The 8424-nt window shown below is 60.5% G+C and carries 6 protein-coding genes; 3 read left to right on the forward strand and 3 right to left on the reverse strand.

From position 1 onward, the window contains the following. Window positions 1–41: 41 nt before the first annotated feature. Together CO666_RS33080 and CO666_RS33085 are read right to left on the reverse strand one after the other, a co-directional pair. Window positions 42–755: an SIR2 family NAD-dependent protein deacylase gene (locus tag CO666_RS33080; protein ID WP_179869801.1), complete on the reverse strand. Its 714-nt coding sequence runs from the start codon at window positions 753–755 to the stop codon at window positions 42–44. Between the two features lie 279 nt (window positions 756–1034). Beyond that, window positions 1035–2354, reverse strand: coding sequence for a hypothetical protein (locus tag CO666_RS33085; protein WP_245436921.1), 1320 nt, complete (start codon window positions 2352–2354; stop codon window positions 1035–1037). Between the two features lie 460 nt (window positions 2355–2814). Between CO666_RS33085 and CO666_RS33090 the strand changes: the two genes are divergently transcribed. The 3 genes from CO666_RS33090 (at window position 2815) to CO666_RS33100 (ending at window position 7031) form a co-directional block, all read left to right on the forward strand. Then, the gene (locus CO666_RS33090; RefSeq protein WP_097616155.1) at window positions 2815–4575 is read left to right on the forward strand and encodes a DEAD/DEAH box helicase; all 1761 of its coding nucleotides are present in this window, start codon (window positions 2815–2817) and stop codon (window positions 4573–4575) included. Window positions 4576–4774: 199 nt separating this feature from the next. Further along, on the forward strand, window positions 4775–5764 hold the full coding sequence (locus tag CO666_RS33095; RefSeq protein WP_179869802.1) for an AraC family transcriptional regulator: 990 nt from the start codon (window positions 4775–4777) through the stop codon (window positions 5762–5764). 58 nt (window positions 5765–5822) lie between these two features. Further along, window positions 5823–7031 carry an MFS transporter gene (locus CO666_RS33100; RefSeq protein WP_097616157.1) on the forward strand — a complete coding sequence of 403 codons (1209 nt, stop codon included), beginning with the start codon at window positions 5823–5825 and terminating at the stop codon, window positions 7029–7031. Window positions 7032–7255: 224 nt separating this feature from the next. Here CO666_RS33100 and CO666_RS33105 read toward each other — a convergent pair whose 3' ends face one another. Continuing rightward, a complete protein-coding gene (locus tag CO666_RS33105; RefSeq protein WP_097616158.1) occupies window positions 7256–8155 on the reverse strand; it encodes a DMT family transporter in 900 nt (299 codons plus the stop codon). Window positions 8156–8424: the final 269 nt, after the last annotated feature.

The raw sequence follows: 8424 nt of genomic DNA on the forward strand, positions 1-8424 counted from the left end.
CACAGTTTGTGAATCGTCTGTCCGCAATACAGCGGCCAACGCTACTGACGCCAGATGGGGTCAGCTTGTCGCTTACGGTCAATGGGGGTGACGTTCCTTTGCTCTAAAACCTGCCGTTGGGAAACTGAAAGATTTAGCGCTCCGACAAGACGTATACGGCGTGCATTACTTCCCAACTGGTCACGAACCCACCCGGCCCACTGCAGGAAGTTCGGATCATCCCCAGAAAAACCGATAAGGCAGAGATCATTCTCAAGAAGAACCTGCTGCGCGAGATTTATAAACGCCGCGTAGTTCCGAGGATATGTTCGGAAATCTTCAGCGGTAAAAATGAAAGGTTGGTGAGACGGCAGACTACCATGAAGCTTTACGATTCGCGGAGCGCGCGTCCTGGCAATATCATGAACGGTATGAACGACATCATACGATCTATCAGGATTAGGCAATGCAGTGCGTTCAAGGAGGGTATCCCAATTGGTCGTAAGAACGTCCGCCCATGGCAGAGATAAGAGGCGGGTATGAAGATCACCCGGTAACCACTGCCCATCTGCAACGAGTTGCCGGATCAATGCGTCGAGAGCATGCGCCCCCAGAGCAGCCTTGTATTCTTCGGCGAGCTTTAGCGGGTCATAGCTTTTCTGCTCTCCGGGATAAAGTCGGCCAAGCATCGCCTTCTCGAAGGTGGACCACAGCGGAGGTAAGGGGCTGAATTCAGAAACTTTCTTTGCGCAACGACTAAATCCGGCACCGACCATGATAGCCGCGCCTCGAACTTCGTTTTGCCCCCATAGAGCCTCCCGAACCTGGCATAAGGACGAATAGTCGGGAAGACGCTGTAGTGCTTCGCTATCAGACATAAAATTTACTCACTGATTCGCCGAGATGACGTCGCTCGAAATTAAACTACAAATTGCATATGCTCCATTGGAATATCTCGTCGACACAACGTTCGCCACAAAACTCATGAAGCCCTGGGGTATCCTCCCGCGTCATCGGCTGACCGAGCTTCCAGGAATTTCAATTGAACCGGCAATCTAGTAAGGAACGACCGCTTCGTCCTCTACGAGGCTATGCAGCGTCATCGACCCGAACGGATGCCAGTCGGGCGCCAGGCTTTTCACATTTCCGTCGGGCAGGAGCCAATGATGGGCGACGTCCGGCAGCAGGTTCGGGTCAAGGGGATGAACCGCCCGGGGATTATGCCAGACGTCGATCCCTTCAGCCCAGCTCTCCTTGTAACGCGGATCCTTCACGGCTCTCTCGAAAACGAAAGGGGCGGTAGCATTCGGATCGTGATTCAAGGCGGTGCCGACCCGCACCAATCTCAATCGCTCGGAGCCGAAGCCCGCTAACGCTCCCATTCGGTTGAACTTCGAGATGGTGCCGCTATTGGAAAACAGAACGGCAGATATGTGTTCCGAGTCCGGTAGATCGAAGAAGCCGGATGGGACTTCCTTCGCGCGCCACTTATGAACACCGATTTTGCGCGGCTTGATAACAAGCGTGCCGTCGTCCCGCCGTTCCCAGTCGTGCTCGTAGCCGTGGATATAACGCTCGAAGGCCGAGCGGGAGTGCACCATTGATCCGGGTGCAGAGAAATCTTGGATGGCGAACACGAGCGGTTTGTCGCCGACATGGGGCTTTTCCCAGTAACGCTTTTCCAGCTTCGCTTTCAGGGGCCCGGCGAATTTTATCGGCATATAATCCCTGATGAACGCCTGGATTTGTTCAGGCGTTTCGGTTGGCGGCGGCGGCACGATGGCGCCGGTCGCATCTCGCGACGGATTGACGGTGACCGCCTCGACCGTGAATGCGCCGACAGGGTTGGAGCAGCAGAAGTCGGGGACAGCGTGAATACGGAAAATCTCGAAATTCATTTCGGTGAAAGCGGCGAAAAGATACAGCTCCCAGATTCGGGCATCGAACCCTGCGGTCTGGAACTGTTCGATGAAATTGCCGTCGGCATCCTGATACCAGCGCATCATGGGTTCTATGATGCCGCGCGCCGCCGAATACGCTTCCGCATCGCGAAGAGCTTTGAAGGACGGGTGGAGCTTGTTTTCATTCGCAAGCGGCGCGAAGAAATCGACCGGCTGCCCTTGCTCGTCGTCCTGATAATATTCTTCGTCGGGCATTGCCGCGTGGCGTTCCATCTCGCGACGCAGATCCACCTCCGCGTGACGTCTGCGCTCGTGAAAGCCCGTGCTCCCGATCCAGCGGTAACGCGCGTTCCTGTCCTTGCCGAAGATGTGCCCGCCGAAATCATCGTCCGACCTATCCCTGACCACGACGCCGAGAACGCGCTCGCCGCCGTGCTCGAACCAGGAGAGCTCATCGCAGAGCAGGCGGATCATGGGCTTCCTGGCATAGGCGGCAAAGGCGTCAAATCGTATAAGCGGTATCCGTTTCAAGGCGGCTCACAATCGGGTCAGAGATCTTCCCGACGGTACTACCATGAAACCCGCGAGCTTCGAAGGCGCCTAAGTGGGTGTTTCATGCCGGCAAGATCCGCGGGCTTATTTCCATCAACTTCTGCGCCGACCTTCCGCCAGAAGCACCGGGCCTAATACCTTTTTGTGCACTGCACTTGACTTTTCCAGTGAACTAGCCCAAATGCGGCTCAGCTTTCACCCTTCCGGCCGCCGCGTGAGCGTGCCCCTGCTCGAAAATACGAAACGCAGGAAGAAGGGACAAAAGCGCATTTCGATAGAGCGCCGCACTCCCAAGAGCGGCCAGAAGCGCTGGAAAGCTTTTTCCAACTCACAAGTTCCCACTTCACGCGGGGTTCTTGACGCCAGAATGAAACCGGATCGCATGGTGCGCTCCGGCGATGTTCATTGTGGCGCCCCGAAAGGTTATGCCTTGACCAATTTTGAATCGCTTGGTGTCTCCAAGCCGATCGTCGCCACCTTGTTCCAGCTCGGCATCGAAACGCCGACGCCGATCCAGGAACAGGCCATTCCTCTGCTCCTCCAGGGCCGCGACCTGATCGGCCTTGCCCAGACCGGCACCGGCAAGACAGCCGCCTTCGGCCTGCCGCTGATCGAAAAGCTGCTCGCCGACGAGCGCCGCCCCGACAACCGCACGACGCGGACGCTGATCCTGGCGCCGACTCGCGAACTGGTGAACCAGATCGCCGAGAACCTGAAGAAATTTATCCGCAAATCGCCGCTGCGCATCAACGTCGTCGTCGGCGGTGTCTCGATCAACAAGCAGCAGCTGCAGCTCGAAAAAGGCACCGATGTGCTGGTCGCCACCCCCGGCCGCCTGCTCGACCTCGTCAACCGTCGCGCCATTACGCTGACGACGGTGCGCTATCTCGTGCTCGACGAGGCCGACCAGATGCTCGACCTCGGCTTCGTCCACGACCTGCGCAAGATCGCCAAGCTGGTGCCGAAGAAGCGCCAGACCATGCTGTTTTCGGCCACCATGCCGAAGGCGATTGCCGATCTCGCCGGCGAATATCTCGTCGATCCCCTCAAGGTCGAAGTCACGCCGCCCGGCAAGGCTGCCGATAAGGTCGAGCAATACGTGCATTTCGTCGGCGGCAAGAACGACAAGACGGAACTGCTGCGCAAGTCGCTGACCGAAAACCCTGACGGACGCGCCATCGTCTTCCTGCGCACCAAGCACGGTGCGGAAAAGCTGATGAAGCATCTCGAGAACATCGGCTATTCCGTCGCCTCGATCCACGGCAACAAGAGCCAGGGCCAGCGCGAGCGGGCGCTGAAGGCTTTCCGCGACGGCAGCATCAAGACGCTGATCGCAACCGACGTCGCCGCCCGCGGCATCGATATCCCGGCCGTCAGCCACGTCTATAACTACGACCTGCCCGAAGTGCCGGACGCCTATGTCCATCGCATCGGCCGCACGGCGCGCGCCGGCCGCGACGGCATCGCGATTGCCTTCTGCGCCCCCGATGAAGCCAGGCTGCTGCGCGATATCGAGCGCCTGATGGGCATCGACATCACGGTCGCCAGCGGCGAACCGCCGGCACAGATCAGCGCCGGCGGCCCACGCCGCGGCAACGGCAATGGCAACAACCGCAATCGCGGTGGCGGCCAGGGTCGCGATGGCCAGGGTCGCGGCGAAGGCCGTGGCGATCAGAACCGCTCTGAACATCGCGGCAGCCGTCAGGAACGCCGCCCACGCCGTGACGGCGAAGGCAGCGAGTTTCGCGCCAGCGGCAGCGAAACCCGCGCCGGCGGCGAAGAACGCCGCGAACGCCGTCCGCGTCCCGAGCGTACAAGCCGCAACGAGGATTTCCGCGGCCAGCGCCGCGGCGAGGCCACCCCGAATCTTGGCCCCGATAACGATCTGGTCTCGACCTCCGACTTCCGTCCGGCAAAGCCGCAGCGCCCTGTGCATAACGGCCCCAATGGCCATCACGCCAATGGCGAGCCGAGCGGTCATCACCGCGGCAACGGCCGCCACGGCCGCCCAGCCCGCAAGCACGGCGAGGACCGCGGTCCGCAGCAGGCCCAAGGCGGCGAACAGCGCCGCGACGGCAACGGCGGCAATCGCCGCGGCGGCTCCGGCTCCCGCAATGGCGGCCAGCGCCGCGAACGCGCCTGAGCGCCGATTGATTTAAGGAAGGCCGAATAACTTCGGTCTATACGTTACGAGGCCGGAGCATCTGATTGGTGCGCCGGCCTTTTTCTCTTTGTGGTGGCAACATGGCAAGGGCAGTCCGGAGCCGAACCGGTCCTTCGCCCGCACATCGAGACGGGCGCATCCGCTTGAATGCCGGACGCCTGAGACCTAAATTGGCTAAATGCTTGACCATCCGTCCCGGCCGGTGTCGCCGTCAACTATCCCAATGGATGCCCTGAGCGAAGTCCTGCAAGACTTTCGCTTGAGCGGGGTCAACTATGGCCGCTGCGAGCTCAGGCATCCATGGAGCATCGCCTTTCCGCAACAACAGCTGCTTCGTTTCCACTTCGTCAGCCAAGGTCCGTGCTGGATCCATACCGAAGTCCAAGGATGGCAGGAGTTGAATGATGGCGATCTGGTTCTGCTGCCTCAAGGCATCGCACATCGGTTGGCCAGCGCGCCGGATGTTGAAGGAGATTCGCTTAAGAGCTGCCAGATAACAAGGTTGGGGAGCAATGTCTGCGATGTTGTGCGGGAGGGAATGGGGGCGAATAGCACCCTCTTCTGCGGTTCCATGGCTTTGGGCGCGCATGCGCTTCACCCCTTGATCGCTCTGATGCCGCCAATCATCAAGGGCTGCGATGTGGCCGGTAATGACCCGATCGTTGGCCCCCTTCTGGCGGCCATGTCGGCGGAAGCGACACAGCCCCAAATGGGAAGCGCGACCGTCTTATCGCGAATGGCGGACTTGCTGGCGGCGCGGCTTATCCGCTGCTGGGTCAATTGCAGCGGAGCTTCGACCACCGGCTGGCTCGCCGCCATCCGTGATCCTCATATCGGTCGTGTGTTGGCGGCCATGCACCGGGACCCCGGCCATAACTGGACCCTCGAACGCCTCGCTGGTGTGGCCGGCCAGTCGCGCTCGATCTTCGCCGAGCGCTTCAGCGCTATCTTGGGAGAAGGCGCGGCACATTACCTCGTCCGTCTGCGTATGCAGCTTGCCCGCGATTTGTTGGGGCACAACGGCATGTCGATTGCCGAAGTTGCGTCCCGGTTGGGCTATGAGTCCGAGGCGTCTTTCGCGCGCGCCTTCAAACGCGTCACCAAGGTTTCACCGGGGATTGTGCGCCGCACAAGTTCCGGACGAATGGATATGGATTTCGGATTTTAAGACACATATCATCCTGAAAACTTCGTCTATCAAATCTCCGAACATAGGAGATACTTCAATGACGGACTCAACATCACAGTTTGACGGGGCCGCAATTGGCCTGGAGACGGATGAACCATCCGCGTGGAACACGGCGACTTGGTTTGCCGTTGTTTCGATGGCGGCGACCAGCTTTGCACTGGTGTCCGCTGAGTTCCTGCCGGCGGGTCTGTTGACGCCGATGGCGCGCGATCTCGGCATTTCCGAGGGAACGGCCGGACAAGTCGTCACCGCCACCGCTTCTGTCGGCGCCGTGGCGGCCCTATTGAGCAACGTCCTCATCGGCCGACTGAACCGCAAAACCGTGCTGGTCGGCCTCACTGCGCTGGCGATCGGCTCCAATATTCTGGCATCATTGGCGACCGATTTTTGGCTATTGTTGTTGGGCCGGGCCGGGTTGGGCATCGCGCTGAGCGGCTTTTGGGCACTTTCAGTAGCCGTCGTGGCGAGGCTGGTCGGCGTCAATGCGACAGGTCGGGGCATGGCTATCGTCACCCTCGGCGTCTCGCTCGCCACGATAGCTGCACCCTCAATGGGTGCTTTGATCAGCGATTGGCTGGGATGGCGCAGCGCCATGGCGATGACAGCCGGGCTTGCCGCGCTTGCCATGCTGCTGCAGGTGCTCAGCCTGCCGACGCTTCCTGCAAGCACAAGCAACAGTCTCGCTGATGTTTTCCGTCTGACACGACGGGGCGGTATTCAACTGGGAATGCTTGCCATCCTTTTGCTGATGAGCGGGCACTTTGCCGGGTCGGTTTATGTGCGTCCTTTCCTCGAACAAGTAACGCTCCTTGAAACCAGATCGATCGCCTTGGCACTGCTCGGATTTGGCATCGCCTCCGTGATCGGCAATGTTGCCGGTGGCCGGATGGCCGATGCGAGCATCCGCATAGCCCTGGCTGTCACTGCGGTATTGATGACGTTTGCAGCACTCGCTCTGGTGCTTTGGGGCGCTCATACCGGCGTCGCGTTCGCGTTCGTCACGCTTTGGGGCTTTGCCTTCGGCATGGCGCCGGTAGTGCTGCCGACCAATCTTTCCCGCGCGGCCCCCGACGCTCTGGAGGCGGCGGGTAGCCTGATGGTCGTCTCTTTTCAGGTGGCCATCAGTATCGGCGCGGTTTTTGGCGGCTATGTCGTCGACCACTACGGCGCCGTGGGACCATTGACTGTTACGGCGCTCCTGGCTGCGTCGACGATCGCCTTGGCGCTGCTGCAGCCCCGCAACTGATCGTTGCTTCCTGCGAGACCTCTGTACATCTGGTAAGACGCCAGCTGGGCCGTGGACGGTGGCCACGTAGCGCGCCAAGGCGCTCCGGATATGAGGTCGTCGGCAATCGCCGGCGACCCCGAATGCTTCGGTCTGCAATAACCGACTCGCCTTCTGCTTTCAGGCTGAAAGGAAGCCTGAAAGTTCAAGCCATCCGGTTGTTCGACCTTGGCACAGCCATCGGCCTATGCACTCGCCGGCGCATGCTGAACGACCCTGCGGTTTGTCATATATACGCCCGTAACCACAATCACCGTGCCGATGATCAACGGCAGCGTCAGCGGCTCCCCGAAGGCGACGAAGGCCTCGAGCGCGACGGCCGGCGGCATCAGGTAGATCAGCGAAGCGGCGCGGGAGACCTGACCCCGGCGGATCAGATAAAGCAGCAGCCCGACACCGCCCATCGACAGGCCGAAGACCGACCAGGCGAGTGCACCGAAGGCCTGTGCGGTGCCATCGAAATGCTGATGCTCGAAGATCAGCGACAACGGCAGGGTGAGGAGCAGCGCCCCGACATATTGCAGCGTCGCAATCGTTCTGAGGTCGCCGGATTGCAGGTGTTTCTTCTGATAGAGTGTGCCGTAGGTGACGGAGCCCATGGCGATGAGATTGACCGCCAGCGGCAGAGCCGCATGGCCGAGATCTGATGTCGCCGGATCGAACAGCTTCGGCGAAATCGCAATGGCAATGCCGATAAAGCCGAGCGCAAGGCCGAATTTCTGCGTCTGCTGCAACCGCTCGCCGACGAGAAAGGGCGCCGCCATCGCGGTCATCAGCGGCTGCAGCGCCGCGATGATCCCCGATATCCCGGCCGGCACGCCATTGGCGATCGCCCACCACAGGCCGGCGAGATAAAAACCATGCAGGAAAAAACCGGAATAGATGGCGCGCAGCCACGTCTCCCGGCTTGTCGGCCACCGTGCCCGCATCACCAGGCAGAGCACCAGGAATGCCAGCGCCGACAGCCCGTAGCGGATCGAAAGAAAGGTGAAGGGTTCGGAATGCAGCGCCGCATATTTCGCCACCACCCAGCCCGTGGACCAGAGCAGAACGAAGAGAGCGGGGGCAAGGCGATCGAGGGACATGGGGGCTCGCAAGAAAGATTCGCCGTGCTGATACCGGCACCCGGCCGCCGCAGTCAAAGGCGAAGCGTTGATGCTTACGTGAAATTTCGCTGATGGCTGGGGCGACAGGCGGGGCCATGCCACGACAGCGAAGAATCGCCGGCGCTTTCCCAATCTCCCTTGTATCTGCACGTTAGTGATTTCGTGCGATGAAAGCGCCTTAGCCTCTGGCCGGGTGGCCACCCGGCCAGAGGCGTGGCGAAGTCGCCCGTAGTCCCTCCGGTTACAAC

Origin of the sequence: Rhizobium chutanense (assembly GCF_002531935.1) — a bacterium.
GTDB lineage: Bacteria > Pseudomonadota > Alphaproteobacteria > Rhizobiales > Rhizobiaceae > Rhizobium > Rhizobium chutanense.

Bases quoted from the DNA above. Each gene is read 5' to 3' on its own strand.
- CO666_RS33090 (WP_097616155.1), top strand. From the start codon at position 2,815: ATGGTGCGCTCCGGCGATGTTCATTGTGGCGCCCCGAAAGGTTATGCC.
- CO666_RS33085 (WP_245436921.1), bottom strand. From the start codon at position 2,354: ATGATCCGCCTGCTCTGCGATGAGCTCTCCTGGTTCGAGCACGGCGGC.
- CO666_RS33100 (WP_097616157.1), top strand. From the start codon at position 5,823: ATGACGGACTCAACATCACAGTTTGACGGGGCCGCAATTGGCCTGGAG.
- CO666_RS33095 (WP_179869802.1), top strand. From the start codon at position 4,775: ATGCTTGACCATCCGTCCCGGCCGGTGTCGCCGTCAACTATCCCAATG.
- CO666_RS33105 (WP_097616158.1), bottom strand. From the start codon at position 8,155: ATGTCCCTCGATCGCCTTGCCCCCGCTCTCTTCGTTCTGCTCTGGTCC.
- CO666_RS33080 (WP_179869801.1), bottom strand. From the start codon at position 755: ATGGTCGGTGCCGGATTTAGTCGTTGCGCAAAGAAAGTTTCTGAATTC.